Below are 26,117 nucleotides of genomic sequence, written 5' to 3' on the forward strand. Positions count from 1 at the left end.
GATGAATACATCTGAAATCTTCTGGATTGTGCTTACAAGCATATTGGGAATACAGTTGCTGTTCGCTCTATGGAACGTCTCCTGTCTGCCCAAAGTACGTTCATTCCGGTCAGACAAGATACAACCCCCAGACCTGATGGTCTCGGTACTGATCCCGGCCAGAAATGAAAGACTACATATCGAAGGATGTCTGGAAAGTGTGCTCGCGAGTGATACGTCGGGATTCCGGATGGAAGTGCTGGTGCTGGATGATCGCTCCGAAGATGAGACAGCCGCCATGGTCCAGGCAATCGCGGAGCATGATGAACGTGTGCGACTGTTGCATGGTGTCGATCTTCCCGAGGGCTGGATGGGGAAATCCCATGCGTGTCACAGGCTGGTTCAGGAGGCCAAGGGAGAATGGTTTATGTTTGTGGATGCGGATGTCCGTCTCGAGCCAAGTGCCATTCGGCAGACGCTTGCGGCAGGGTGTGAGCAGAGCGGGGGGCTTATAACCGGTTTTCCTTATCAGGTAACAAAGACATGGATGGAAAAGCTTGTTGTGCCCATGATGGTCTTCACCATCATCAGTCATCTGCCCATTTTCATGATACGCAGATCATCCAGTCCGATGTTTGTGGCCGCTACGGGGGCTTTTTTGCTGATTCATCGCTCCAGTTACGAAGCATCCGGCGGTCATGCTGCCATTCAGGCACATCTGGTGGATGATATGAGTCTCGCCAAAGCAGTCAAGCGTGCAGGTCACCCGGTGATGCTGACCGATGTGCATGATGTAACGAATACCCGCATGTATCAGAACGGTGTTGAAGTATGGAACGGATATAAGAAAAACATGTACGAAGGTATGGGGCGCAAAGACGTACTGCTGCTTGGCACGATGTTAATGTATACGCTGATGTATATTGTGCCTCCCATGGGCTTGATTATAGGATTAATCTCAGGTAGTTCGACGCCCATTCTGTATGGAGTGTTAGGAACATTACTAGGTATGGCTGTGAAAAGAGTAGCGGATCATGCTGGCGGACAGCCCTGGTGGCTTGCCCTTCTGCAACCGGTCAGCATGGCCTGTGTCATTGCCATCGGACTTGCTTCCTGGCAGGCAGGCCGCTCCGGCAAGGGGTATGTATGGAAAGGTAGGCGGTATAATTGAAGGGTCACATGAGAGGTAACGTCACAATTATTGGTGCAGGATTCGGAGGTCTGTCATGTGCGATCCGATTGGCTTCACAAGGTGTGCAGGTGACCATTCTGGAACGACAGGATCATGTAGGTGGCAAACTGCAACAGATTGAGCGGGACGGGTATCATTTTGACCGGGGACCGAGCACAATCACGATGCCATCCACTTTTCGTTCCGTCTTCGACTATGCAGGTGTAACAATGGAAGATTACGTACAGCTATATGAGTTGGAGCCACGCACGCGTAATGTATTTGCAGATGGCACAGTGGTCGATTTGTCAGGTAATCGCGGGTGGATGAAGGAACAGATCGCGGCGTACAGTCCGGTGGATGCGGCTCATTATGATGCATTTATGGATGAGTCTGCCGCACTGTATGCGGAAGCCAATCGTCATTTTCTCGGTAAGTTGTTGCTATCTCCTTCTGACAAATACAATCTTCAGATGCTGCGCAGTCTGCTCCGCGTGCGGCCAACGGTGAAGCTGGATAAGTTGCTGCGTTCGTATTTCCAGCATCCGCATACACTCGCTATGTTCGGGCGGTACGCGACCTATGTGGGATCATCGCCGTATCAGTCTCCTTCGATCTTTGCCATGATGGGTCATGTGGAAGCAGAGTTGGGCATCTACGGGGTCAAAGGAGGAACCTATCAACTGATTGAAGGCATGACTCGATTGGCACAGGAAAAAGGTGTACAGATCATTACGGGCATAGAGGTCCGGCAGATTGTTGTTCGGAATGGCAAAGTGGCAGGCGTGGATACGGATCAAGGCTTCCGGGAAGCCGATCAGGTGGTTGCCAATGGAGATGTGCTTAGCGTGAATCGACTACTGCTCGCACCGGAACATCGGAAAGAGATGAGTGATGCCCGCATACGGAAGTATGAACCATCCATTTCGGGATTTGTGACGTTAGCAGGTGTGCGAAAGCAATACGATGCACTGTTGCATCATACGGTTTTCTTCCCGGAACGGTATGAACCGGAGTTTGACCATATTTTCCGTGAACGTAAAATGCCAGACGATCCGACGATCTACATCTGTTACTCTGGTTATTCCGAAGCAGGCATGGCCCCGGCGGGAGCCAGCAATCTGTTCATTCTCGTTAATGCCCCCTACTTGTCGGATTCATGGAATTGGGAGCAGCAGACGGAACGTTACGGAGCGTTTGTACTGGAGCAATTGGCAGCGTGGGGAATTACCGGGTTGAACCAATCCGATGTGCTGATTCGATACACACCGCGAGATATCGAACGGGATACGTTGGCGCATCAAGGGTCGATCTACGGCATCTCCTCCAATTCGGTAAAACAGACCTTCATGCGACCGGGCAACCGAAGCAAAGATGTACAAGGACTTTGGTACGTAGGCGGTACAACACATCCAGGCGGCGGAACCCCGATTGTGACCTTATCCGGGCAGCTTGTTGGTGAGCAGTTGGCATCGGAAATCTTGAGATAAGTAGGCATGAAATAGTGGTGCTCCGGGATTTAAGTGAGACATTTGGTGTCGGGGCATTCTTTCAATAGCTGGTTTGGAACGTTATACTGGGTAGAGTTAAACTGCTGAGCTGCAATGCTTATAGGATTATTGTTTTTGTCTTTTGCAAAAGACGTATATACATAGAAGTAAGGGACGGGCAGGTTATCCTGTCGATCCGCACGATTCTCACATAGGAGGTCTCATCATGAATGAACAAGAGCGAGCCGGCGAACGGCTGCTTCCCGAAGTGGCTACGGGAGAACGGAAGCTAGAGCACGTGCGCCTCTGTCTTGAGGAGAATGTGGCAGGAGAAGGGGTAACCAGCGGTATGGAGCGGTATGCGTTTCGCCATCACCCACTGCCGGAGCTGGATTTTGAAGAGGTGCATCTGGAGACTTCGTTTATTGGCAAAAAAGTACGTACACCCTTGCTCATCAGTTCGATGACGGGTGGAAGCAAAACAACGGGCGCTATCAATGAGCGCCTCGCCCGAGTAGCGAACGCCAGAGGCTGGGCGCTCGGCGTAGGTTCGATCCGGGCTGCCGTGGAACAGCCGGAACTTGCGAGTACCTTCGATGTGCGGCGCTGGGCACCGGACATCCCGGTCATTGCCAACCTGGGCGCTGTGCAGCTGAACTATGGTTTCACAACAGCTGATTTCCAGCGTGCCGTAGATATTGCGGGTGCGGACATGCTCGTGCTTCATCTGAACACGTTGCAGGAAGTTTTCCAACCAGAAGGTAATACGAACTTCAGCGGATTATTTCAGCGGATTGAGAACTTGTGTCGTGAGCTAGATGTACCTGTTGGCGTAAAAGAAGTCGGTTTTGGCATCGATGGCGTGACAGCTCAACGCCTATATGAAGCGGGTGTTGCGTTTATCGATGTAGCTGGTGCTGGTGGTACAAGCTGGGTGCAGGTAGAGAAGTATCGTAACAATAACCCGGTACGCCGGGCGGCAGCTGAAGCTTTTGCTGACTGGGGCACTCCGACAGCGGAGTGTATTCAGGAAGTACGAGGGCTGAATCCAGCGGGGGCCCTGATTGGCAGCGGTGGACTGTACACTGGCGTGGATGCGGCCAAAGCCCTCGCTCTCGGTGCAGATCTCGCCGGCTTCGGTCGATCTCTGCTCGAATCCGCAGTCGCTTCCGATGATGCGCTGGATGAGCGGTTAGAACAGGTCGAATTCGAGCTGCGTACCGTGATGTTTGGCATTGGGGCTGGGCGGATCGAGGATTTGAAGCAGACGTCACGTCTGGTGGAACGGCGGTAGATAAACCAGACATGGCATCTTGCTGAACAGTCTGACTTGTGAGCGGCGTATTCGCTGGGTCTGATGGAGCAACGTTCGCTAACGAACCTGTAACACCTTATTTGGCGATTTAGGCGTTAGTTGGGAATCTGACGAATCTCACACACGCTAAGAGGCCAGAAAACAGCGATTTAAAGCGGATGACGCCAAAGAAAGAGTAGTTAACGAGTCTATAGTTCGTTACATTTTCAATATGTATGAAAAGTGCTGAATAGTGTCTCTCAGGTTCGTTAGATTGTGAGGGAATGAACTTAGCACATCAACTTTGGACTGCGGTAAGTCAATTAATTAATATTGGTGTATTACTTTGAGCATGTCGACGATAATTAACGGCATGCTTTTTTGTCATGTATAACAAGATGAAGATTTAATTCAGAGTAAAATTTTTTATTGTTTGTTAATACATTACACATTATGATTGATGAGTCTTAAGGAATGGTTTTTAATGACTTTTTTAGGTAAAAAGACTCACTTATAATTAAGGGAAGGATGGATTGATTTACGACTAAAGGTTAACACTTTGAACGTATAAGTATATATTTAAGTTTTAGATAGCCAAAGTAATAACGAAGGTTTGTTAAGATTATTTGTTAAACTCATACATATAAGGCATACTACACAAATTCTAAGAGGTGATACATAACATGAAGTTCAAGAGGCTATTAATTTTCATGCTAGTTATTAATTTATTATTGGTTAATCTATTGATTACAGGAGGAGGTACAGAAGTAGCTCATGCGAATTATGAGCCTCGTACAGATAGAATAACTACGAAGTCTTCCAAGTCGAATGATAACTTCATAGACTCGTATAATTCCAACAGTACTAGTACGTCTACATCAATTAAAACAATAAGCGACACTATTACTACGTCATATTTGCCGAAACCTAACGTAACGGTAACCACAACGGATAACTCCATAACGTTGTCTTGGGATGAAGTTCCGGGAGCGGTAAAATATGCCGTCACGGTTAATCGAGATGGCAGAGATGTGGGGGAACTGAGAACATATACAATAACAAGAGCGGTACCTGAGTATACATATAGGATCACGGTTCTCGCTCATGACGGAGAAAAATATGGAGAACAAGAGTTACTCTTCGTTAGATTGAAAGACCCTGCACCAATTTACGATGATGCGGGTAGAATTGATTTTACTGGAAAGCTCGCAGGGAAATTAGATCGAATTGATGATGGCTTCAATTATGTAAACTGGGGGCTTGTGAATGGCAATGCGATCAGTCTGTTTTACAAGCAAGATACCAATGTACAGGCAGAGGTGTACGTCAATGACGTGAAAAATACTGATCTGAACAGCCAATCCAGTTCGAGTACTTTCATTAATGATCTGAAACCAGGTGAGAAAAATGTGATCAGGTTAGCTTGGACGAATCCTACAGACTCCACTCAACGTTCATTAGAATTTATAATCACGCCTCCTGCACAGGATGCTTATACTTTAGGAGATTCCAAGGCAGGATTTGGCGCCGTCGTTGATCTTAAGAAATACGGCAAATGGTACCTGGTGGATAATCAGACCTTAATCTCTCAAAATACAGTTTCAAAATATATTGATACACAAGGTGACAGCGCTAAATGGAGTGTGGACGAGTACTCCAAGTTCACGGATAGTGTGGGCTATGAATTAAACAAAATAAAAGAAGATAAGCAATCTCCTTTTCAGACGTTATGGTGGACAGTCAATGCGTTTGATAATGGGGAGTACGTTCATGGTTATTCAACTCCTGTAGGGATCGTTACCAAGGAGGATCTAGAGAAATATACAGGGATTGTTTTGTATGATCCTAAACGTCCGAATCAGATGATATCCAGCCTGGCTTTGGCTAATCCTAGTACATATAAGCATGCATTTGGAAAGTCGGGGAATCAGGGGCCTGTTTTTACGGAGATAGCCACTGGATCTGATGAATTCCCAAATAATCATATAAACTTTGTTCCAGCAGGCAGCGCGTTACAGAATTTCAAATACAAAGCCTTCTTGAAGTATGATGGTGCATTTAAAGGACAGGGGACTTCTGAAGATCCTTACGTTATTCCGACGCTAGCTGATGGGGAACCTGTGATCACGAAACTAGATAGTCCTAGATACTCCCAGTCGAGTGCTGTGGGTAATAATGCGATTCGGTTGCAGTGGCATGCAGTGGAAGGTGCTGAACAATATATTCTCAAGCGTGGTTCTGAAATTCTATATGAGGGTCCGCTTTTAGAATATGTGCATGAAGGTGTGAATTTTAATTCGATCACTAAGTATACATTAGTAGCTCGCAAAGGCGATGTTTACAGTGAAGAAGCGAAATTTACAATCGGAATTAGAAATTTTATTCCATATCCACCTGATTTCCGAGCTGAAGCACTGGATTCCACCAAAGTTAGACTTACGTGGAGCAAGGCAGACTATGCAGTAGAGTATGTGATCACCCGTAATGATCAGCCTCTAGCGGTAACTAAGTCAACCTCATACGAGGATGTAAATGTAACACCTGACACCACATACATCTATAAAGTGGTTGGCAGGGACGGAGACAATGAAGGTTCAGCCGCAGTTAAAAGTGTGAAAATTCCTAAAGTGACTGAGGACGAGGCACCGAAAGGCCAAATTAACATAAGAGTCAATCGAGTGTACGATAATAGAGTGGACCTACAATGGAATCTGGTGGAGGGAGCAACCCAGTATGAGATCTACCAGGATCAAGTGAGTAAAGTATGGTCAGGTCATTCAAATACGATGATAGCGTACACGCTCCAGCCAGGAAGAACATATACCTATCGGGTTGTAGCGAGTAACAAATACGGAAAGGTTGAATCTAGTACAATCGAAGTGCAGACGGCGGGCATACCTCAACCGATGAATGTGGCTCCAATGAATGCCTCGAACGCAACGATTGCCTTTGAATATCAACCTATTGAAGGAGCAGTTCATTACGTTGAACGTAATCCACAAACGAAGTACGAACCTCTAGGAAACGGTGTTTACCGTAAGACGTATTTGAATACTGCCACTGGAGAAACACGTGATGAGGGTATGGTGACTGCTGTGAACGGTAAGTTGCAGTTTAGTGAAGTGGGCGTCGAACGAAATAAATATTATGAGTATAATGTCATCGCTGTTCGTGTCAGACCTGATGGATCAGAAGAGGTCATTGGCAAGCAGACGGTTGCTGTAACAACTCCAGCAGATGGAAGTGGTGCAACGGTATATGGATATAGTTATCCTGTTCCTCCTTACCATAATGTTAATAATACCCCTATCCCTAGTACGGTTACGGGGAAAAACGACAGCATTACAATTGATACTCAAGTTGTGGCTTCGAATGGAGAAGTGAAAAATCCAGCAAGTGTTACTTTTAGAGATATAGAAAGTAGTTATGCTAAGGAAGCTATTATCTACTTGGCACAGAAAGGAATTGTTAAAGGTTATTCAGACGGTTCGTTTGGTGGACATCAAAAAGTGACGAGAGCCGAATTTGCAATTTTCTTACAACGGGCCCTTGGATATAATTCTGTGGTTCCTTACATTAATGAATTTAAGGATGTTCAATCTAACTCTTGGTATTATTCGGAGATAACTCCTGCATTACAACAAGGTATACTTAAAGGATTCAATGATGGTACGCTTAGACCGAATGTGGACGTTACAAGAGAAGAAGCATCAAGTATGATTGAGAACGTAATGAAAAAACAAGGGTATGTATTATCATCATTCACACTCTACGATGACAACCAAATGATCTCCAATTGGGCTAGAAATAGTATCAGTCTTGTAACTCAAGAATCTGTTATGAAAGGATATCCCGATCAGAAGTTTATGCCTAAAAAGCAGCTAACCCGACAGGAGGCTGCAATGATAATCTATAACCTATTGCATAGCAAGAAGTAAAAGGCCCGTTACAGTTCTTTTTTACAAACTTATAACTGTGGTGAACGATGTGTTGAAATAAAATAGAACCAAAACTGCAATCTTCTTAAGAGGGAGATTGCAGTTTTTTTGATGATTGACTGATATACCCTTTTACATACATTCATCTTTCACGGTGACATTCTCATTGGTTACAGTAACGTAGGAATTGCCGGACAAGTATTCCGTATAACCGCAGACCGTTTTATTATAGGTTTTTCCGCGGCTGTCCGTAAACGCCAAGGATACGGCCCCCTCCCCAGAGAGTTTCAGCTGTGGGGCGAATTTCATCTTTGCTCCGCTGGAAATATCCTTATCGACTACATAGGTGGAGCCATTCTCATTGTTGTTTAACGAGTTGTCGCCTTGGACCAGGCTAGCTTGAATATTGGTGAGGTCATAGTCGGACTGATTATGGATTGTGATCCTTAAGTGGCGAAAGGGATCCATTGCATTCAGAAAGCTCATAAAAGCGACGATGGCGATTCCGAGTATGATAGCGGACAAGATAATAATTTTCTTTTTGGAGAATCGGCGACGTGTGTTGAATATAATGCACTCCTTTCCTATGAGGTATAAACGACGGGAGGAGATCAAAAGTTATAGATAAAATGGATACATATGAAAATTGGAGTTCAAATCGTCAGAATTACTTCATGCGCCAAGCGGGAGAACAGGATACAATAAGATACTAGCAGTGCAAAAAGGACTTCACAGGGATCCTACATAATGAAGATCACTCAAAATAAGGAGGGGAATAAATGGAACTTTCTCCCATGAATCAGGAAGATTATGCGAGTTTTTGCATTCGATCGATTAAGGATTTTGCACAGGAAAAAGTAGAAGCAGGCACTTGGGCTGAGGAAGAGGCGCAGCAACTGGCGGAGGAATCTTATGAACGTTATCTGCCAGAAGGCTTGAACACACCCGGAGCGTATCTCTACAATCTGATGCATCCTGTAGACGGAAATGTGGGGTATATCTGGTTTAACATCACGGATAATCGTCGTGGCAAAGATGCATTTTTGCTAGACATTGTGGTTGAAGAAGCACACCGCGGTAAAGGGTATGGAACAGAGACGATGGAGGCGCTTGAACAGACGGCCTTGAGCCTTGGCGTGGATCGCATTGGTTTGCATGTGTTTGGACATAATGTGCGGGCGAGCAGCCTGTATCGCAAGATGGGATATGAGGTAACGGATCTGACCATGTACAAGGAAATCAAAGGGTAAACCAATAGCGGATGGGACTCTGGTCGAATTGGCGAAGTTCCTTGATGCCTTGAGGTTTGTCATATATAATGTATAGGATTATCCATACCGAACAAGTAATCAATGAGGAGTTGTCATATACATGGCTTTGAAAGCTGGAATCGTGGGTTTGCCTAACGTTGGTAAATCTACATTGTTTAACGCAATAACACAAGCAGGTGCCGAATCGGCAAACTATCCGTTCTGTACAATTGACCCTAACGTGGGGATCGTTGAAGTACCCGATGAGCGTTTGGACAAACTGACAGAACTCGTTGTACCTAAGAAAACAGTGCCAACGGCGTTTGAGTTTGTAGATATCGCTGGTCTTGTTCGTGGTGCGAGCAAAGGCGAAGGTCTTGGTAACAAGTTCCTTGCCCACATTCGTGAAGTAGATGCAATTGTACACGTGGTACGTTGCTTTGTAGATGAGAACATCACACACGTCGATGGCAAAATTGACCCGGTAAGTGACATCCAGACGATCAATCTGGAGCTGATCTTGGCCGATATCGAGAGTGTTGAGAAGAAAATCGATCGCTCCAAGAAAAACATGAAGGGCGGCAACAAAACTGCCTCTCAAGAAGTAGAAGTATTGGAGAGAGTGAAGGCTGTTCTGTACGATGACAAGCCGGCACGCAGCATGGAACTTACGGATGATGAGCTTCTGATCGTACGCGATCTGCACTTGCTTACACTGAAACCTGTTCTGTACGCAGCCAATGTAGCTGAGGACGAAATCGGCGATGTGGCGAACAATGCTTACGTGCAAAAAGTAAGAGAATTCGCAGCTGCTGAAAACGCAGAAGTGGTGCCAATCAGTGCGAAGGTTGAAGAAGAGATTTCTGAGCTGGAAGGCGAAGATAAACAAATGTTCCTGGAAGAACTCGGTATCGAGGATTCCGGTCTGAACCTGTTGATCAAAGCGGCTTACAAATTGCTCGGTCTGTACACATACTTCACAGCAGGTGTACAGGAAGTTCGAGCTTGGACAATCCGTAAAGGTACAAAAGCGCCTGGCGCAGCGGGTGTCATTCACACCGACTTCGAACGTGGATTCATCCGTGCAGAGGTTGTTTCCTACGACGATCTGGTTGCAGCGGGTTCCATGAACGGTGCCAAAGAGCGCGGTCAACTTCGTCTTGAAGGTAAAGAGTACGTTGTAAATGACGGCGACGTTATGCACTTCCGTTTCAACGTATAATTCCTAAACCGTTCACTATGGTTTAAAAAATGGTTATAGCAGCCCTGTTATCTTCTTTGGAAGATAACAGGGCTTTTTATGTTTTTGATCGCTATATATTGTGTACAAGCACTGGATTGATCGCGCGTAGTGGATATAATAAAAGGAAAAGACACAATCCGAAATATGTAAATAGAATTATTTTTGTATTGCGCGCCGAACAGTTACTATTCAGAACCATAAGAATATGCTATAATTAAGAGTCGTATACCACGTTAAATTCGCGCTGTAACAGATGAGTTGAAGCGAGTTTCATACAGGGTACACGATTTCTTGATATCAACTTTAAAAGTAAAGGATTTGATGACGTTGTAGCGATGTTATACGTCGATCATACATGAATGTGAATACATGCTGCGGTCAGGGGATTCGTGAGAATCCTGTGCGTTGTGGAATATAGATTATAAATGTAATTAATGTTGAATTGAAATAATTATTGAAAATGTGATGTGCTTGGACAAAATAATGCGTGAGGTGACTATACATGTTGGATAAATTACAGGCGTTAGCCGACCGTTATGACAAGTTGAGCGAGCTTTTGTGTGACCCGGATGTGGCAAGTGACAACAAAAAGTTGCGGGAATACTCCAAAGAACAATCCGATCTGCAACCGACTTATGAAGCGTACAATGAATACAAGCAGGTAAGTCAGGATCTCGAAGCTGCAAAGGAAATGCAGGGTGAGAAACTGGATGATGAGATGCGCGAAATGGTCAAAATGGAAATAGACGAACTGAGCACTCGTCAGAAGGAACTGGACGAATTGATTCGTGTGCTTATGCTACCAAAAGATCCGAATGACGACAAGAACGTTATTGTTGAGATTCGTGGAGCAGCTGGTGGAGATGAAGCAGCATTGTTTGCAGCAGATCTTTATCGGATGTACACGCGTTATGCAGATGCACAAGGCTGGCGTGTAGAGCTGATGGACGTTAACACAAATGATCTCGGTGGATTCAAAGAGGTTGTTTTCCTGATCAACGGACGTGGCGCATACAGCAAAATGAAATACGAAAGCGGCGCACACCGTGTGCAGCGTATTCCAACAACTGAGTCTGGCGGACGTATTCATACGTCAACTTCAACGGTTGCGGTTATGCCTGAAGCCGAAGATTTTGATATCGAAATTCATGATAAAGACATCCGTGTGGATACGTTCTGTTCCAGTGGTGCCGGTGGACAATCGGTTAATACCACGAAATCCGCAGTACGGGTAACGCACGTTCCAACGGGAATTGTTGCGACATGTCAGGATGGAAAATCACAGAACTCCAACAAGGAAAAAGCGTTGCAGGTTCTGCGTACGCGTATCTTCGATATGAAACGGATGGAAGAGGAAGCGAAGATCTCTGTTGAGCGGAAGAGCAAAGTGGGAACGGGTGACCGCAGTGAGCGGATTCGTACGTACAACTTCCCACAAAGCCGTGTGACGGATCACCGGATCGGCCTGACAATGCACAAGCTGGATCAGGTGATGAACGGAGAGATTGAAGATATTTTGTCTGCACTGACCATTGCTCAGCAGACTGAGATGATGGATAGAGGAGAATAATCTGTGACCCGCGCGCAGTTTGTCATGACGCCGGAACAGAGCTGTCGGGAAGCCTTCGTGGAGGCTTCCTCTTTTTTGGAAAAGTGCGGCGTGTACGAGCCGCAAAACAATGCTCGGCTGCTGCTGGAACATGTACTCGGCGTCTATGGCGCCGCGTACTACATGATGCAGCCGGAGCCTTTTCTCAGCGAGCATCGCAGCCGCTGGGAGGACGCCGTCACGCGCAAGGCTGCGGGTGAGCCGGCGCAATATATTATCGGCAGCCAGGAATTCTATGGGCTGCCGTTCGAGGTCACGCCGGCCGTGCTGATTCCGCGGCCGGAGACCGAGCTGTTGGTCGAAGCTGTGCTGCGCGAAGCCGACCGCGTGTTTCCTGACGGCGCTCCGCTCGCCGTCGATATTGGCACGGGCAGTGGTGCCATCGCGGTGACGATGGCTTCACTGCGCCCGCGCTGGCAGGTCGGCGCCGGGGATCTCTCGGCGGCTGCCCTGCAAGTGGCCGCGCGGAACGCGGCCGCGAACGGGGTACAGATCGACTTCCGTGAAGGCGATCTGCTGGCCCCGTTCGCCGGGGCACGGGTGGACATCTTGGTGTCCAACCCGCCATACATCCCGGCGTCGGATATCGCCGGGTTACAGCAAGAGGTGCGCGATCATGAGCCGCGCATGGCATTGGACGGCGGTCCGGACGGGCTTGCACCGTACCGTATCATGCTGGAGCAACTGTCGCTGCTGCCTGCGCCGCCGCAGATTATTGGTTTTGAGCTGGGCCAGGGGCAGGCTCGCGACATCGCGGCTCTGCTTGAATCGGCGGGACATTGGTCGGAGATTATCATTGTACCGGACCTTGCCGGAATCGAGCGGCATGTCCTGGGTGTTCGTACTTCGGAACAGGTGACGAAAATGTAAGGTTCCGCGGGTTTTCTTTTTACCGTGAAATCCTCTACAATGAGATATACCGAAGATTTCTGAATGCTTGGGGGAACATAATTACATGCTGCACAAATTTAAAAAGATAGACTATTCTATCGTGTTTATACTTGTTATTCTGATGGTTATCAGTATTTTGTCGATTTACAGTACAACGTTTGGTCGTCCGAAGCTGGAGGGACTCCCGAAAAGTGCAGTGATCTTTTATATTTTGGGATTCATCGTCTTTTTTGGAATGTCGATGATCAACTATAAATTCATAATCAAAAATTATTTATATATCTATGGCGTGGGTATGTTACTGCTCATTTTCGTAATGTTTTTTGGTAAAGAGTATTACGGTGCAAAAGGTTGGCTGTCCATCTTCGGGGTCAGTTTGCAACCAGCTGAGTTGTTCAAGCTATGTCTGATTGTGTTTTTATCGGCCTTTTTGGCCCGAAAGAAGAATCGTCCGCTCTATTTCGGACGTGATGTTATTCCGATCTCACTCTGCGTTCTGCCGCCATTACTACTCGTATTGCTTCAAAATGACTTGGGAAATGCGTTAAGTTATGTTGTCATTCTTGTGGGCCTATTATGGATCGGCAACATTAAATTTACGCATGCCCTCATTGGTTTTATTATTGCTGTGGCTACCTTTATCGGTGGTACACAGGCATATATTCATTATCATGATGAGATTGTTAAATTCCTGAATGACATTGGACGTTCGCACTGGGCAGATCGTTTTGACCCCTGGCTTGTACCAGAGTTGACCTCAAGAGATGTACTCTGGCAGACGTATAATGCAAAGCTTGCGATTGGTTCTGGCGGGATTACGGGCAAAGGTTATATGGAAGGCACAACGATTCAGTCGAATCGGGTGCCGCTGGCCTATGCTGACTCCATCTTTGTGCAGATTGGGGAAGAATTTGGTTTCATCGGTGCCTCGGTACTGCTTCTCCTGTACTTTATCCTGATTCACAGGCTGGTGCTGATTGCACTGGAGTGTAAGGATCGAGCGGGGCCTTATCTCATTGTTGGGATTATAGCGATGCTGCTCTACCAGATCTTTGTTAATATTGGCCCATTTATTGGTCTGATGCCACTGACAGGGATCACACTGCCATTTATCAGTTCGGGCGGTACCTCCATTATGCTCAACATGATTAGTATGGGGATTGTGATGAGTATCAAGGTTCACACGGAAGAGAACGAAGATATTCTCGGCTCTTCGGAACAACCGAGTATTACCGATCTGGTGATGAAAGTGCTGAGACGCAAGCCATCCCAGCAGGAGCAATAACGTTCTCGAATCAAACCTTGAAATAGCAACGTCAGATATTCGTATATAAGCCGCTTAACAATAGAACCCTTAAACAGATCAGCCCTATTCACTTAGGGGTGAAGGTTTTGGGGTTTTTATTGTTTTAAGTGTGGGAGACAGGCCGTTGAATGGTTGAAAGTCATCCTGAAAAGATCCAGATTTCCATTTTATTATCCAATTATATACAATGGTAATATTGAGTTCAATTGGAAATGATAGATTGTTAGATTTCAGGGGGATGGACGGAGTCATGTTGAGAATGTTGAAAAAGATGGATGGTGTGATTCTCTTTGTAATGCTGTTGCTCATGATTATTAGTGTATTTGCGATTTACAGCGGAACACAGACAGATGCCAAACTGGCGAATCATCATGTCAAAACGATTTATTTCTATGTGGCTGGGTTCATTGCGGTGCTTGTGATCGGGCTTGTGAATTACAAGTTATACGTGAAATATGCGTTTTATTTGTACGGGTTGGGAATTATACTACTGATCCTGGCTAATGTCCTGGGCAGTTCGATCAATAACGCCAATGGTTGGCTGAAGCTGGGCGAGAACTTTTCTTTTCAACCGGCAGAGCTGTTCAAGATGATTCTGATTCTGTTTCTCGCCCATTTGATCGTGAAGAGACAACGAGGCACGCTGAAATTTTGGAGAGATATTGTGCCGATTGGCTGTTGGGCGTTTATTCCGTTTGCCCTTGTTATGGCTCAGAATGATTTGGGGAATGCGCTGGGGTATGTAGTAATTTTGGCTGCGGTATTCTGGATCGGAAATATGAGGCTGAAGCACGCATTGATTGCATTGGCGATCGTGGGGGTAGCGTTCTTTGGTTTTGTTAAAGCCTATACCTTCTACCATGATGAAGTTTTCACTTTTCTTGAAAAGATAAAACGGGAGCATTGGGCGGAGCGGATTGATCCTTGGCTTGTACCGGAAAAGGCTACCTCCAAAGCTTCCTGGCATACGAAAAATGCAGGTTTAGCCATTGGTTCAGGAGGTATCATCGGCAAAGGTTATTTGCAAGGAACATCCGTTCAGAGCGGACGAGTCCCCTATACGTATTCTGATTCCATTTTTGTTGTGATCGCAGAGGAGTTTGGCTTTGTTGGTGCATCCGTACTGATTCTGTTGTACTTTATTCTGATTCAACGTATGGTGCTGATTGCTCTGGCATGCAGAGATCGTGCTGGACCCGTCATTATTGTAGGTATTATCGGAATGTTATTGTATCAGGTGTTTGAGAACGTGGGGGCGTTCCTCGGACTGATGCCACTCACAGGTATTACGTTACCGTTCATCAGTTACGGCGGCACCTCTTTGCTTATAAATATGGCTTGCATCGGTGTAGTCATGAGCATTAAGTTGTACGGGCAAGAAGAGGAGGATGAACTTCTGATGGGAGAGCAGCAACCCCGGTTGTCGGAACGTTTATGGAATATGCTCAAGAAAGAGAAAAGTGCTGTGTAACTGTTGAGTCGGTGTAGGTGAAAAGTAAAGCGGTGAGACGTATAACGTGATCGTTTATAGGAATGAAGAGGTTGATTTGCCCTGTAACCAGGTGCGGATCAGCCTTTTTAACATGATGGGTGAGAAAGTGTAAATCATAGAAACGATTTAGTAGATTTATTGCAAATGCTAGGTTTACTTCCGTCTCTACCGGGCATACTGATAGACATGAGAGAGTTGCAGGCAACGTGATCAGAGAGCCGAGGGGGAGAACGGAATGAGCAGACGAATTGTAAAGCAAATTGGACTTATTATTGTATGTCTTATGATGATTATCATGATGTGGGAAGGTCAGAAAACGGATGCAGCTGTGGCGGCAACAGCAATTCCTGAACAATCGATTCGCTTGCGGATTCTAGCAAACTCGGATGCACCGGGAGATCAATTGGTGAAACGCGAGATTCGGGATGCTGTCGTTGCTCAGATGGGCGAGTGGGTAGCCGAACTGGAAAATCCGCAAAGTCTGGATGAAGCGCGCAAGGTTATTCGTGAGCATTTGTCCGAGATTGAGAATAGAGTAGGAGAAGAGTTGGCCAGTCGCAGTTTAAATTATGAGTATCAGGTGGAGCTGGGTTCTGTTCCGTTCCCGACGAAGCTGTATGGGGGTACCGTCTATCCTGCCGGAGATTATGAAGCGGTTCGGATCACGCTGGGCGAAGGCAAAGGTCAGAACTGGTGGTGTGTGTTGTTCCCGCCGTTGTGCTTCATTGATGCAGGGACCGGGGATGCACTGGCGAAACCTTCAACCGTATCAGCCGCAGCTGCTGAACCAGGAGATGCCGAGGCATCTGTGCAGGGAGACACACCGGAAGCGAGATTCTTTCTGTGGGATATGGCTGTGAAACTGTGGAGTTGGGTAACTGGATTGTTCTCATAACAACGTATTTATAATATAGTAGAGGGCGACTTCGATTCAGGGAGCTGCCCTTTTGATATGAATTAGTGGTGAAATTCCGAGCGAAGTATGAAGGGCATCCGAGTTGGGATAGGTATGTTATAATTACTTATAGTGCGTGTTCAAAAAGTCTGGTTTTCAGTACCAAGAAGATGGAATGAAGCTAGAAATGGAGTAGCGGAGCGTAGGCAAACTACGTGAGCAACCAAAATGTTTCCTTCGGAAACATACTTCGTAAGCCTCCCGCTTATTTCGGCTGAATTTCATATTCGACGTTGATGATGCTAGGCATCTATCGTAATCAAAAGCGTACTTTTTAAACAACCTCTTATATTGAATATGGATATGAACTAACCTACTTGAAGTTTAGGAATGATGATATATGAGCAGAGAAAACGAACCAGTGCAACACACCTCTGAGATGAGGGATGGTAGAGAAGAACGTGATATGAAAGCTCCGGGAGAGCTGGTCACCGAGATGTGGGATGTACGTGTCTTGGTGAGCGCTGAGAACGATCACGGATTGGGTAATATTGAATTAATGGATGTGAAAAAGGGGAGCGCCGATCAACAGGCGCTCGCTGACTTGCAGGCTGCCGCAGCCTGCATTCGTCAAGGTCAGACGGTGGCCTTTCCGACCGAGACGGTCTATGGCTTAGGTGCCGATGCGCGTAGCACAGCAGCCGTGGAGGCTGTATTTGTCGCCAAAGGCCGACCTTCCGACAATCCACTGATTGTGCATATCGCGCACCGTGACCAGTTGGATTCGCTGGTCACGGAAGTGAACGAAACGGCGGAAGCGCTGATGGCGGCCTTCTGGCCGGGACCACTGACGCTGGTGTTGCCGGTTAGGCCAGGGGCGGTGTCCCCGCGTGTCACCGCCGGTCTGGACACGGTGGCCGTGCGCATGCCGGACCACCCGGTGGCCTTGCAGTTGATCGCCGCGGCGGCATGCCCTGTGGCTGCGCCAAGCGCCAACCGCTCCGGGCGGCCAAGCCCCACACTCGCGTCTCATGTGCGCGAGGATCTGGATGGCCGCATCGGCGGCATTGTGGACGGCGGCCCCACCGGGGTGGGCGTCGAGTCCACGGTTGTGCAGGTCGGTGACGACGGTACCGTCACCATCCTGCGCCCTGGCGGCATTACGGCGGAACAACTGTCCGCCGTTGCCGCCCGTGTCGCCACGGACCCCGCGCTGCTCGCGGAGGGGGCCGATGGCGTGGGTAGCCCGGCGCCACGCTCGCCGGGCATGAAGTACACGCACTATGCACCCGCAGGGGCGCTGTGCGTGGTGGAGGGGCCGCCCGCAGTGGTGGCGGCCTGGATCAGCGCCGCCCTCGCAGAGGCGGCGCAGCGCGGAGAGCGCACCGCTGTGCTGGCGTTCGCCGAGCACGCGGAGCAGTACCGCGCCGATGCCGTGTTCTCGCTGGGTGACGCCAGCGAGCTGGAAGAAGCAGCGCGCCGGCTATACGCCGCGCTGCGCAGCTGCGATGAGCAAGGCGCCACATATATTGTGGCTGAAGCCTGCTCACGCGAAGGGCTGGGAGCAGCCGTCATGAATCGGTTGCTCAAGGCTGCGGGGAACCAACTCATACAAGTTGGCAATCAGCAACCCTCATAACCTCTCCTGATCATACAGTCAGGAGAGTAATCACTCTTTTTCCAAAACAAAATCAAGATTCTATAAAGCCAGCAACTGACCAGACATCCGTCGCCGTTTGCCTTTCATCGGTCATGTTTAGGTCCTTGTCCGCATATCGTGTACAAGAACCTTTACGTGACTTGGGGGTATGGGGATGTGGGATGTGTCTGCCCATGTAGGGCAGTTGGTAACCATTTTGATCATGGCTATTGCGCTTGGCCTCGATGCGTTCTCACTCGGGATCGGAATTGGCATGAAGGGCATTCGGCTGCGGGATGTATTGCGAATCAGTATTGTAACGGCGCTATTTCATATCATCATGCCGCTCATCGGCATGTATATGGGCAAATACGTCAGCTCCCTGCTCGGTGACATTACGACGTATGCGGCAGGTGGATTGCTTGTTTTGCTGGGTGCTCATATGATTCTGAATGCATTCCGTGAAGGCGATACAAAGCTGGTGGACCACCGTTCCCTGCTCGGCGTTGTTTTGTTCTCCCTCAGCGTAAGTGTGGATTCATTCTCCGTTGGCGTATCCTTAGGGATGTTCAGCAGTGATCTGATCTTAACTGTACTTGCTTTCGGTGTGTGTGGCGGGGTGATGTCGGTTATGGGTCTGCTATTAGGCCGTCGGGTGAGCCAGAATCTCGGGGATTACGGCGAAGCCATTGGTGGCGCAATCTTGCTTGCGTTTGGACTTTTGTTTATATTTTAGAATAAAACTTGAGATATCATATCATTCGCATCATATGTAAAATGGGGAGGCTAACACAATGAAACATATTTTATTCGTGTGTACAGGAAATACGTGCCGCAGCCCCATGGCAGAGGGGCTTTTGAGAAAACTGGCATCGGAGCGTGGCATTCAGGTAGAGGTTCGCTCCGCAGGTGTGGCAGCAACGTCGGGTATGCCGATCTCCCGACATGCTGAAGCGGTTTTGAGAGATCATAACGTTGAAGGTCCACCTCATTCCACACAGCTTAGCTCTAACCTGGTAGGTTGGGCCGATCTGGTTCTTACATTAACACGGAGTCATAAGCAGCATGTCATGCAGGTTTTTCCCGATTCAGTCCACAAAACCTATACATTGAAAGAATATGTGGAGGATGATGAACAGGTATTAAGTGATGTTCAGGAGTTGGACAGCCTGTTTGCAACGCTTGAGATGAAACGTGCCCTTGGCCAAGAGATCCTGGCATCGGAGCGTGAGCGAGCCATTGAGATTAGACAACGAATTCCAAGTTTCGACATCTCCGATCCGTTTGGAGGAAGTCGTGATGATTACAATATAGCTGCAGCTGAGATTCGGACGGCATTGGACCGGCTTTTGGATAAGCTGGGATAATTCTGATCCTGCGAGGCAGGTTATAGAAATAGGACACGTGATGTAAATTAACCGTTGATTTTAGCCGCGGGTTGTTTTATGATGAAGGGGAAAACAGGGATCCGGTGTAACTGGCGACGAAGTGGGCATAACCACGATGGAGCACCGGAACAAACGGCCGGTCGCCTGGGCAAAAGAGCAATTCTGCGTTACCCGCAGACTGCTCTTTTTTTCGTCTTTCATCTGATTATTCGCTATAATAGTACCTGAGATGCCGTGCAAGAATACGAAGGACAACCAAGAGTTAGCGGGCATGATTTTATCGGGAGGCGATAATAGGATGACTATAGAGTTAGATTCGGAACAACCCGGATTGCAGGAACAGACCGCGTCTATTCTGCATGAACTGGCGCTTGCCGGACAGCTTGGGCCTGGACAGATCGTTGTGATCGGTACAAGCACAAGTGAAGTCGCAGGCGCTCGGATTGGTACGAGTGGTGCCATTGAAGTGGCGCAGCAGCTTCTTGCGGGTATACGCGAGGTGCAGGAAGAGTTCGGTTTTGACACGGTATTCCAATGTTGTGAGCATCTGAACCGTGCGCTGGTAATGGAACGTTCTGTGCTTACTCGACTTGGATTGACCGAGGTTGGTGCAGTACCCGTGCCCAAGGCCGGAGGTTCAATGGCATCCGCAGCATATCGTTCGCTGACCGATCCATGCCTGGCTGAACATGTGCAGGCCCATGCGGGACTGGACATTGGGGAGACGATGATTGGGATGCATCTCCGGCATGTAGCCGTACCCTATCGTACAGCGCTTCGCTATGTTGGAGATGCTCGTGTAACCACAGCGTTGACCCGTCCGAAGTTGATTGGCGGCGAACGCGCGGTGTATCGTATGGAAGAACAACCAGATTCGACATTTTGTGACTAACATATAAAGCGAGACTAATTGGGTTACACTCCTGACTTTGATTGCATCACCATCTTCCGATCGCTGTTATCCCCAGATTTTTTAATTCCCTATTTAAAAGGGGAAATCCGGTGATAAAGGCGACCACTTCGTTTCTTCAGATTGGTGTTGCACTCGCCGTTTTCGTGTAAACATTAGTTTCACTTTATAACTTCACTTATAACTGGGAGGAATTTAATCATGGAACAATTGCGCAAGAATGACCCGGCAGTACTGGAAGCGATGAATCTTGAACTGAAACGTCAACAGAACAACATCGAACTGATCGCATCCGAGAACATCGTAAGTGAAGCAGTAATCGAAGCAATGGGATCTGTTCTGACCAACAAGTACGCTGAAGGATATCCAGGTAAACGTTACTATGGCGGTTGTGAGCATGTGGACATCGTTGAAGACATCGCGCGTGATCGTGCAAAAGAATTGTTCGGAGCAGAACACGTGAATGTTCAACCTCACTCCGGTGCACAAGCGAACATGGCAGTTTATCTTGCAGCGTTGAAACCTGGTGATACTGTACTTGGTATGAACCTTGCCCATGGTGGACACCTCACACACGGTAGCCCGGTTAACGCATCTGGTTTGCTGTACAACTTTGTAGCATACGGCGTACAGGAAGATACATTCCTGATTGATTATGATGAAGTACGCAAAGCGGCTTTCAAACACCGTCCTCGTCTGATCGTTGCAGGTGCAAGTGCATATCCACGTACCATTGATTTTGAAAAGCTGGCTTCCATCGCCAATGATGTAGGCGCTTTGTTCATGGTGGACATGGCTCACATCGCAGGACTGGTTGCTGCTGGTTTGCATCCAAACCCGGTTCCACATGCGCATTTCGTTACAACAACTACACACAAAACGCTGCGTGGACCTCGTGGTGGTATGATTCTGTGCCGCAAAGCATGGGCAGCAGCGATTGATAAAGCCGTATTCCCTGGTTCCCAAGGTGGACCTCTGATGCACGTGATCGCTTCCAAAGCGGTAGCATTCGGTGAAGCTTTGCAACCATCGTTCAAAACGTATGCAGAGAATGTCGTGAAAAACGCACAGGTTCTGGCTGAAACACTGATCGCTGAAGGATTGAACATCGTATCCGGTGGTACAGATAACCACTTGATGCTGATCGACACACGCAGTGTGAACATCACAGGTAAGGAAGCTGAGCATGTGCTTGATTCCATCGGTATTACCGTGAACAAAAATGCAATTCCATTCGACCCTACAAGCCCGTTTGTAACGAGTGGTATTCGAATTGGTACACCTGCTGCAACTTCCCGTGGCATGAACGAAGAAGCGATGGTCGCTATTGGTAAGATCATTGCTAAAACGCTGAAAAATCCAAAAGATACAGCGAAGCTGGATGAAGCCCGTGCAGAAGTGACTGCACTGACAGACCAATTCCCGCTCTATACAGATCATAAATACTAAAAAACTTTGCTCATGCTGTTTGTATTTGAGATGTTCTTAAAATGGGATACAAAAAAACGAAGCAGACAGAATGAGACCGCAGAAGCGAAGCGCTCGCCTTTATCCCCGGATTTTTCCCTTGTTAAAAGGAGAATAAAAAAAATCTGGGGATAACAGCGATCGAAGGATCATTCTGTAGGCGGAGTGCCATTGTATTCATCATTTTCATTTTCTCAACGACATAACAGCAAGAGCAAAACAGGACCGGATGGATCATTTTCCGGTCCTGTTTTTTATAGGATTCGGTAATCTGTAATGATTGGGTGCCCTTTGATGGTGTAATTCGTTGTTGGTGATGATATAATATACAGGATTTATCGAGCCCATGAATGGTGGCTAGGTATATTTGGAAATGCTGAACATGAAGAACTTACCGGAGGGACAAATTAGATGGGAAAATTAGTAATATGTGATCACCCTTTGATTCAACACAAACTGACGTTTATACGCGACATGCGTACGAATACGAAAGATTTTCGTGAATTGGTGGATGAAGTAGCAACGTTGATGGCTTATGAGATTACAAGAGATGTTGAACTGGAAACGATTGATGTACAGACACCTGTAGCTGCAACACAAGGTAAAGTCATCTCTGGACGTATGCTCGGACTGGTGCCGATTCTGCGCGCAGGACTCGGAATGCTGGATGGCGTTGTGAAATTGTTGCCAGCGGCAAAAGTTGGACATGTGGGTCTGTTCCGTGACCCGGAAACACTGCAACCGGTAGAATACTACACCAAACTGCCTACAGACGTAACAGAGCGTCAATTGATTGTAATTGATCCGATGCTGGCAACGGGTGGTTCGGCAATTGCAGCTATTGATGTGCTCAAAAAACGTGGCTGTACCCAAATCAAGATGATGAACCTGGTTGCAGCACCGGAAGGCGTAAAAGCTGTACAAGATGCACATCCCGATGTGGACATCTATGTAGCAGCATTGGACGACCGTCTGGATGATCATGGTTATATCGTTCCAGGGCTTGGAGATGCAGGAGACCGTCTATACGGCACTAAATAAGCATATCGCATGCTTTGTAAGAGGTTGTTCAAAAAGTCCAATTTTGATTACGAAGGATGCCCAAGGGCATCATCGGCATCGAATATGAAATTCAGCCGAAATGTCCGTTGCTCACGTAGTTTTCCCTACGCTCCGCTACTCCATTTCTACCTTCATTCCATATTCTTGGTACTGAAAACCGGACTTTTTGAACATGAACTTATAGAAAAGGGGCTTTGCTCGAATGTCCAACAAAATTAAAGTCATGACGATCTTCGGGGTGCGTCCGGAAGCCATCAAGATGGCTCCGCTTATTTTGGAATTGCAGAAACACCCTGAGTCTATTGAATCTATTGTTTGCGTAACTGCGCAGCATCGCCAGATGTTGGATCAGGTACTTGAAGTTTTCGACATTCATCCCGATTATGATCTGGATGTGATGAAGGACCGTCAGACATTGAATGAAATCACAATTCGTGTGCTTGGCGGTCTGGAGCCAGTGTTAGCCGAAGCTAAGCCGGATATTGTACTGGTTCACGGGGATACATTAACTACCTTTGTAGCGAGCTATGCAGCATTCTTGCAACAGATTCAGGTAGGACATGTGGAAGCGGGGCTGCGGACGTGGAACAAGCTGTCTCCATATCCGGAAGAGATGAACCGTCAGCTGACGGGAGTACTGGCTGATCTACACTTTGCGCCTACGGATTGGTCTTCTTCCAATCTTGCCAAAGAAAATAAATCGGAGTCTAGTACGTACGTCACAGGCAACACGGTAACAGATGTGTTTCAATATACTGTACGGGAGGACTACACACACCCGGTACTTGATTGGGCCCAAGGCAAACGCCTTGTGCTGATGACAGCTCATCGCCGTGAATCTCAAGGCGAGCCTCACCGCAACATTTTCCAGGCCGTCAAACGGATTGCCGACGAATTCGAAGATATTGCCATCGTGTACCCGGTGCATCCAAGTCCTGCTGTGAAGGAGCCGGCTCACGCGATCTTGGGGAATCATCCCCGTATTCAATTAATTGATCCACTAGACGTGGTGGATTTGCATAACTTTTACCCGCACACTCACTTGATTTTGACCGATTCAGGCGGTTTGCAGGAAGAAGCACCTTCGTTTGGTGTGCCTGTGCTCGTATTGCGCGATACAACAGAACGCCCGGAAGGTATTGAAGCCGGAACGCTGGAATTGGTAGGTACCGAAGAGGAACGTGTGTATGAACGGACCAAAGCTCTGCTTACAGACAAAACCCTGTATGCAAGCATGAGCCAGGCTGCCAATCCATACGGTGATGGACATGCTTCGGAAAGAATTGTCAATGCGATTTTGCATCATTTCGGTGTAAATAGTGAGCGTCCGGAATCATTTCACAGAAAATTCAAAAAATAATACATTTTTTCTGACGGATTTATAAAGGGCAAGCATACAGTTAAACTGTACGGTTTACGCGGGTTTATGGGCTTTGAGGGTCTGTATTCCCGTCGTTTCCCCCTTTAAAACGCTAAAATCATTCAATTGACAAAGGCTCTCATCATTCAGTAAAATTAACTGGGATTGCAAGGGTGGCGTGGAAAATGGCCGATTCGAACAAACCAAATTCATCCCGTAACCATGACGATAATGTATGGAAAGCGATGGGACTCGTGACAGCTTTTGGGATCGAGATTGCCATTCTCGCTGTTGCCGGATATTACGCTGGCTCCTGGTTGGACAAGACCATCGGAGGTAACGGAATATGGATCGCCGTAAGCGTTCTCTTTTTTCTTGCGGCAGGCGGTGTAAGCATCTACTTTATCGCGAAAAAAATCATGGGGGAAAGTGATGAGTGAACTAACCAGATACCGCAGATCGATGACTGTTTTCGTCATGTACTTTCTTATGATTTGTTTTCTCGCAGCGGCCTTTATGCCACGTGTGGAGACAATTGCTTTGGGACTGGCCCTGGGTACAGGAGTTAGCTGGATCAATGCATTTTACCTGGGCTACAAAGTAAGGAAAATGTCTGATGATGCGGCAGAAGGTAACTTGAAGCGTGTCAACTTGGGATTTTTGACAAGAGCGGCATTCGCTGTGCTCGGTATATTCATATCGATGCGCTTTCCGCAGTACTTCAATACATATGCGGTTGCAGGCGGTCTCGTCATTGCACAATATTCCTTATTGATTATAGGGATTGTCTATTCCCGCAGAGCAGAATGATGTTAAGGGCTGCAGCTTTCAAGTCGAGAAAGGGGTGAGAAAAATATGCATGAAGCTCCAATTATTATGCTTGGCGGATTTCGACTGGATCTATCGGTTCTGTTGATGCTGGTAGTTACAGGTGCAATTGTTTTTATTTTTGCTGTACTGGCAACACGGAGATTATCCGTTGAAAATCCCGGCAAGCTGCAAAATTTTATGGAGTGGGCAGTAGAATTCGTCCGCAATCTGATTTCCAGTACAATGGATATGAAGAAAGGTAAACATTTTATCTCTCTCGCTCTTTCCATGATTATGTTCATTTTTGTAGGGAACATGCTCGGCCTTCCGCTCGTGGCTGTATCTGAGGTAACAGATGTTAATCAGGCACAGGTATTCGGTAAGCCGATTGTTACAGCGGTGGAGGCGTTTGAAAAAGCGCATGCCAAGGACCCTGAAGCACACCCACACGTTGAACTGGCCTGGTGGAAATCACCAACAGCCGACTTGTCTGTAACGATGGGACTTGCTCTCGTAGCGTTCCTTGTATCTCATGGACTTGGATTGTTCCGTAACACGAAAGGGTATCTCCAGCATTACTTCAAGCCATTCGCCTTGTTCTTGCCAATCAACTTGATTGAGACGGCATCCAAGCTGTTGACACACGGTATGCGTTTATTCGCGAATATCTTTGCAGGTGAGGTACTGATCGCAACGATCCTGAAACTGACCACATTCAAAGTGTTTGGTGCTATTGCAGCGATTCCGCTACTTATGGTGTGGCAAGGCTTTAGTATCTTTATCGGCGCGATCCAGGCATTTGTGTTTGTTATCTTGATGATGGTGTACATTTCACAGAGCATCGAGACGCATGACGAGCATTAAGTTTCAAGCCCTACGAAGATTTCTTCACCAGGCTGAACAATAAAAAATTCGATTTATCA

The 26,117-nt window shown here is 47.3% G+C and carries 22 protein-coding genes and 1 riboswitch; of the genes, 21 read left to right on the forward strand and 1 reads right to left on the reverse strand.

Annotation, left to right across the window (positions count from 1 at the left end):
• Position 1 precedes the first annotated feature (1 nt).
• From IFU39_RS22645 to IFU39_RS22660, 4 genes are all read left to right on the forward strand, one after another.
• A complete protein-coding gene (locus IFU39_RS22645; protein ID WP_192134971.1) occupies positions 2 to 1,150 on the forward strand; it encodes a glycosyltransferase in 1,149 nt (382 codons plus the stop codon).
• A gap of 8 nt (positions 1,151 to 1,158) precedes the next feature.
• On the forward strand, positions 1,159 to 2,640 hold the full coding sequence (locus IFU39_RS22650) for a phytoene desaturase family protein (RefSeq protein WP_192134973.1): 1,482 nt from the start codon (positions 1,159 to 1,161) through the stop codon (positions 2,638 to 2,640).
• Positions 2,641 to 2,866: 226 nt separating this feature from the next.
• On the forward strand, positions 2,867 to 3,934 hold the full coding sequence (gene fni, locus IFU39_RS22655) for a type 2 isopentenyl-diphosphate Delta-isomerase (protein ID WP_192134975.1): 1,068 nt from the start codon (positions 2,867 to 2,869) through the stop codon (positions 3,932 to 3,934).
• Between the two features lie 683 nt (positions 3,935 to 4,617).
• Positions 4,618 to 7,872 carry an S-layer homology domain-containing protein gene (locus IFU39_RS22660; RefSeq protein ID WP_192134977.1) on the forward strand — a complete coding sequence of 1,085 codons (3,255 nt, stop codon included), beginning with the start codon at positions 4,618 to 4,620 and terminating at the stop codon, positions 7,870 to 7,872.
• 132 nt (positions 7,873 to 8,004) lie between these two features.
• Here IFU39_RS22660 and IFU39_RS22665 read toward each other — a convergent pair whose 3' ends face one another.
• The gene (locus IFU39_RS22665; protein WP_192134979.1) at positions 8,005 to 8,397 is read right to left on the reverse strand and encodes a hypothetical protein; all 393 of its coding nucleotides are present in this window, start codon (positions 8,395 to 8,397) and stop codon (positions 8,005 to 8,007) included.
• Between the two features lie 254 nt (positions 8,398 to 8,651).
• Between IFU39_RS22665 and IFU39_RS22670 the strand changes: the two genes are divergently transcribed.
• The 17 genes from IFU39_RS22670 to atpB all read left to right on the forward strand — a co-directional run bounded on the left by IFU39_RS22670 (position 8,652) and on the right by atpB (position 26,058).
• Entirely contained in the window at positions 8,652 to 9,122 is a 471-nt protein-coding gene (locus IFU39_RS22670; protein WP_192134981.1) for a GNAT family N-acetyltransferase, read from the forward strand.
• Positions 9,123 to 9,243: 121 nt separating this feature from the next.
• Positions 9,244 to 10,344, forward strand: coding sequence for a redox-regulated ATPase YchF (gene ychF / locus IFU39_RS22675; protein WP_017691917.1), 1,101 nt, complete (start codon positions 9,244 to 9,246; stop codon positions 10,342 to 10,344).
• Between the two features lie 523 nt (positions 10,345 to 10,867).
• Positions 10,868 to 11,935 carry a peptide chain release factor 1 gene (prfA, locus tag IFU39_RS22680; RefSeq protein ID WP_091036276.1) on the forward strand — a complete coding sequence of 356 codons (1,068 nt, stop codon included), beginning with the start codon at positions 10,868 to 10,870 and terminating at the stop codon, positions 11,933 to 11,935.
• A 24-nt stretch (positions 11,936 to 11,959) separates the two neighbouring features.
• Positions 11,960 to 12,844 carry a peptide chain release factor N(5)-glutamine methyltransferase gene (prmC, locus tag IFU39_RS22685; protein ID WP_192135133.1) on the forward strand — a complete coding sequence of 295 codons (885 nt, stop codon included), beginning with the start codon at positions 11,960 to 11,962 and terminating at the stop codon, positions 12,842 to 12,844.
• An 85-nt stretch (positions 12,845 to 12,929) separates the two neighbouring features.
• Positions 12,930 to 14,150 (forward strand): FtsW/RodA/SpoVE family cell cycle protein, encoded by a 1,221-nt coding sequence (locus IFU39_RS22690; RefSeq protein WP_091012935.1) that lies wholly within the window; start codon positions 12,930 to 12,932, stop codon positions 14,148 to 14,150.
• A gap of 271 nt (positions 14,151 to 14,421) precedes the next feature.
• Positions 14,422 to 15,642 (forward strand): FtsW/RodA/SpoVE family cell cycle protein, encoded by a 1,221-nt coding sequence (locus IFU39_RS22695; protein ID WP_192134983.1) that lies wholly within the window; start codon positions 14,422 to 14,424, stop codon positions 15,640 to 15,642.
• 256 nt (positions 15,643 to 15,898) lie between these two features.
• The gene (gene spoIIR / locus IFU39_RS22700) at positions 15,899 to 16,558 is read left to right on the forward strand and encodes a stage II sporulation protein R (protein ID WP_192134985.1); all 660 of its coding nucleotides are present in this window, start codon (positions 15,899 to 15,901) and stop codon (positions 16,556 to 16,558) included.
• Between the two features lie 466 nt (positions 16,559 to 17,024).
• Positions 17,025 to 18,197 (forward strand): L-threonylcarbamoyladenylate synthase, encoded by a 1,173-nt coding sequence (locus tag IFU39_RS22705; protein ID WP_446740351.1) that lies wholly within the window; start codon positions 17,025 to 17,027, stop codon positions 18,195 to 18,197.
• A 175-nt stretch (positions 18,198 to 18,372) separates the two neighbouring features.
• Positions 18,373 to 18,933, forward strand: coding sequence for a manganese efflux pump MntP (locus IFU39_RS22710; RefSeq protein WP_076209792.1), 561 nt, complete (start codon positions 18,373 to 18,375; stop codon positions 18,931 to 18,933).
• A gap of 58 nt (positions 18,934 to 18,991) precedes the next feature.
• On the forward strand, positions 18,992 to 19,564 hold the full coding sequence (locus tag IFU39_RS22715) for a low molecular weight protein arginine phosphatase (protein WP_036612575.1): 573 nt from the start codon (positions 18,992 to 18,994) through the stop codon (positions 19,562 to 19,564).
• A gap of 96 nt (positions 19,565 to 19,660) precedes the next feature.
• Positions 19,661 to 19,742, forward strand: a riboswitch (ZMP/ZTP riboswitch).
• A gap of 141 nt (positions 19,743 to 19,883) precedes the next feature.
• Entirely contained in the window at positions 19,884 to 20,477 is a 594-nt protein-coding gene (locus IFU39_RS22720; protein WP_076254013.1) for a TIGR01440 family protein, read from the forward strand.
• A 216-nt stretch (positions 20,478 to 20,693) separates the two neighbouring features.
• On the forward strand, positions 20,694 to 21,944 hold the full coding sequence (locus tag IFU39_RS22725) for a serine hydroxymethyltransferase (RefSeq protein ID WP_342345678.1): 1,251 nt from the start codon (positions 20,694 to 20,696) through the stop codon (positions 21,942 to 21,944).
• 429 nt (positions 21,945 to 22,373) lie between these two features.
• Positions 22,374 to 23,003, forward strand: coding sequence for a uracil phosphoribosyltransferase (upp, locus tag IFU39_RS22730; protein ID WP_017691929.1), 630 nt, complete (start codon positions 22,374 to 22,376; stop codon positions 23,001 to 23,003).
• A 223-nt stretch (positions 23,004 to 23,226) separates the two neighbouring features.
• Positions 23,227 to 24,384: a non-hydrolyzing UDP-N-acetylglucosamine 2-epimerase gene (gene wecB, locus IFU39_RS22735; RefSeq protein WP_036667768.1), complete on the forward strand. Its 1,158-nt coding sequence runs from the start codon at positions 23,227 to 23,229 to the stop codon at positions 24,382 to 24,384.
• 185 nt (positions 24,385 to 24,569) lie between these two features.
• Positions 24,570 to 24,824 carry an AtpZ/AtpI family protein gene (locus tag IFU39_RS22740; RefSeq protein ID WP_017691931.1) on the forward strand — a complete coding sequence of 85 codons (255 nt, stop codon included), beginning with the start codon at positions 24,570 to 24,572 and terminating at the stop codon, positions 24,822 to 24,824.
• Complete coding sequence (locus IFU39_RS22745) at positions 24,817 to 25,194, forward strand: ATP synthase subunit I (protein WP_017691932.1); 378 nt, start codon at positions 24,817 to 24,819, stop codon at positions 25,192 to 25,194. Before IFU39_RS22740 ends, IFU39_RS22745 begins: the two co-directional genes overlap by 8 nt.
• A gap of 45 nt (positions 25,195 to 25,239) precedes the next feature.
• Positions 25,240 to 26,058, forward strand: coding sequence for a F0F1 ATP synthase subunit A (atpB, locus tag IFU39_RS22750; RefSeq protein ID WP_017691933.1), 819 nt, complete (start codon positions 25,240 to 25,242; stop codon positions 26,056 to 26,058).
• Positions 26,059 to 26,117: the final 59 nt, after the last annotated feature.

Origin of the sequence: Paenibacillus sp. CFBP 13594 (genome assembly GCF_014842675.1) — a bacterium.
GTDB classification, from domain to species: domain Bacteria; phylum Bacillota; class Bacilli; order Paenibacillales; family Paenibacillaceae; genus Paenibacillus; species Paenibacillus amylolyticus_B.

What these genes read in the sequence shown, in the direction of transcription:
- IFU39_RS22670 (WP_192134981.1), top strand. Translation starts at nt 8,652, where the DNA reads ATGGAACTTTCTCCCATGAATCAGGAAGATTATGCGAGTTTTTGCATT.
- IFU39_RS22695 (WP_192134983.1), top strand. Translation starts at nt 14,422, where the DNA reads ATGTTGAGAATGTTGAAAAAGATGGATGGTGTGATTCTCTTTGTAATG.
- IFU39_RS22715 (WP_036612575.1), top strand. Translation starts at nt 18,992, where the DNA reads ATGAAACATATTTTATTCGTGTGTACAGGAAATACGTGCCGCAGCCCC.
- fni (WP_192134975.1), top strand. Translation starts at nt 2,867, where the DNA reads ATGAATGAACAAGAGCGAGCCGGCGAACGGCTGCTTCCCGAAGTGGCT.
- IFU39_RS22645 (WP_192134971.1), top strand. Translation starts at nt 2, where the DNA reads ATGAATACATCTGAAATCTTCTGGATTGTGCTTACAAGCATATTGGGA.
- IFU39_RS22745 (WP_017691932.1), top strand. Translation starts at nt 24,817, where the DNA reads ATGAGTGAACTAACCAGATACCGCAGATCGATGACTGTTTTCGTCATG.
- ychF (WP_017691917.1), top strand. Translation starts at nt 9,244, where the DNA reads ATGGCTTTGAAAGCTGGAATCGTGGGTTTGCCTAACGTTGGTAAATCT.
- spoIIR (WP_192134985.1), top strand. Translation starts at nt 15,899, where the DNA reads ATGAGCAGACGAATTGTAAAGCAAATTGGACTTATTATTGTATGTCTT.
- prmC (WP_192135133.1), top strand. Translation starts at nt 11,960, where the DNA reads ATGACGCCGGAACAGAGCTGTCGGGAAGCCTTCGTGGAGGCTTCCTCT.
- IFU39_RS22740 (WP_017691931.1), top strand. Translation starts at nt 24,570, where the DNA reads ATGGCCGATTCGAACAAACCAAATTCATCCCGTAACCATGACGATAAT.
- prfA (WP_091036276.1), top strand. Translation starts at nt 10,868, where the DNA reads ATGTTGGATAAATTACAGGCGTTAGCCGACCGTTATGACAAGTTGAGC.
- IFU39_RS22660 (WP_192134977.1), top strand. Translation starts at nt 4,618, where the DNA reads ATGAAGTTCAAGAGGCTATTAATTTTCATGCTAGTTATTAATTTATTA.
- atpB (WP_017691933.1), top strand. Translation starts at nt 25,240, where the DNA reads ATGCATGAAGCTCCAATTATTATGCTTGGCGGATTTCGACTGGATCTA.
- IFU39_RS22720 (WP_076254013.1), top strand. Translation starts at nt 19,884, where the DNA reads ATGACTATAGAGTTAGATTCGGAACAACCCGGATTGCAGGAACAGACC.
- IFU39_RS22650 (WP_192134973.1), top strand. Translation starts at nt 1,159, where the DNA reads ATGAGAGGTAACGTCACAATTATTGGTGCAGGATTCGGAGGTCTGTCA.
- IFU39_RS22690 (WP_091012935.1), top strand. Translation starts at nt 12,930, where the DNA reads ATGCTGCACAAATTTAAAAAGATAGACTATTCTATCGTGTTTATACTT.
- IFU39_RS22705 (WP_446740351.1), top strand. Translation starts at nt 17,025, where the DNA reads ATGAAAGCTCCGGGAGAGCTGGTCACCGAGATGTGGGATGTACGTGTC.
- upp (WP_017691929.1), top strand. Translation starts at nt 22,374, where the DNA reads ATGGGAAAATTAGTAATATGTGATCACCCTTTGATTCAACACAAACTG.
- wecB (WP_036667768.1), top strand. Translation starts at nt 23,227, where the DNA reads ATGTCCAACAAAATTAAAGTCATGACGATCTTCGGGGTGCGTCCGGAA.
- IFU39_RS22710 (WP_076209792.1), top strand. Translation starts at nt 18,373, where the DNA reads ATGTGGGATGTGTCTGCCCATGTAGGGCAGTTGGTAACCATTTTGATC.